We start from the raw sequence: 491 nt of genomic DNA, 5'->3' as shown, positions 1-491 counted from the left end.
ACACAGTGAGGACCAGTTTCGATGACACTCTCAACGGTGGAGCAGTACGACCCCGGCGTCGATGTCGACGCGGAGGTCGCGGCGTTGACGCGGCGGATCGCCGCTGACGGTCCCCGGCTGCCTCTGGCGGCGGCGGTGCCGGACGAGGCGGCGGCGCGTGAGGCGGCCCGCCGGGCGGTGGCGGATCTGATCGACAAGCAGGCCCTGGACGCGTTGCTGGCCCAGGTCAAGGGTGACGGGCTGCGGCTGACCGGGCCGGGCGGGTTCCTGTCCGAGCTGGTACGTGCCGTTCTGGAACGGGGGCTGCAGGCCGAGTTGACCGAGCATCTGGGCTACGCCCGTCGTGACGCGGCGGGTAACGGCTCGGGTAACTCGCGTAACGGGTCGACCGCGAAGACGGTGCAGACCGAGATCGGTCCGGTCGATGTGAAGGTGCCCCGCGACCGGGCGGGCACGTTCACCCCGATGCTGGTGCCGAAGAACGCCCGCCG

General features: G+C 70.9%; 1 protein-coding gene. It reads left to right on the top strand.

Annotation, left to right across the window (positions count from 1 at the left end; genetic code table 11):
* Nucleotides 1–21 precede the first annotated feature (21 nt).
* The coding region (locus ACFHWU_RS29405; protein ID WP_416592341.1) for a transposase at nt 22–491 on the top strand (470 nt) is incomplete at its 3' end.

Origin of the sequence: Micromonospora sp. LOL_015 (genome assembly GCF_048060275.1) — a bacterium.
Taxonomy (GTDB): Bacteria; Actinomycetota; Actinomycetes; order Mycobacteriales; family Micromonosporaceae; genus Micromonospora_E.
Note: the sequence above shows the minus strand (reverse complement) of the source record. Positions and strands in the feature narration are given on the sequence as shown.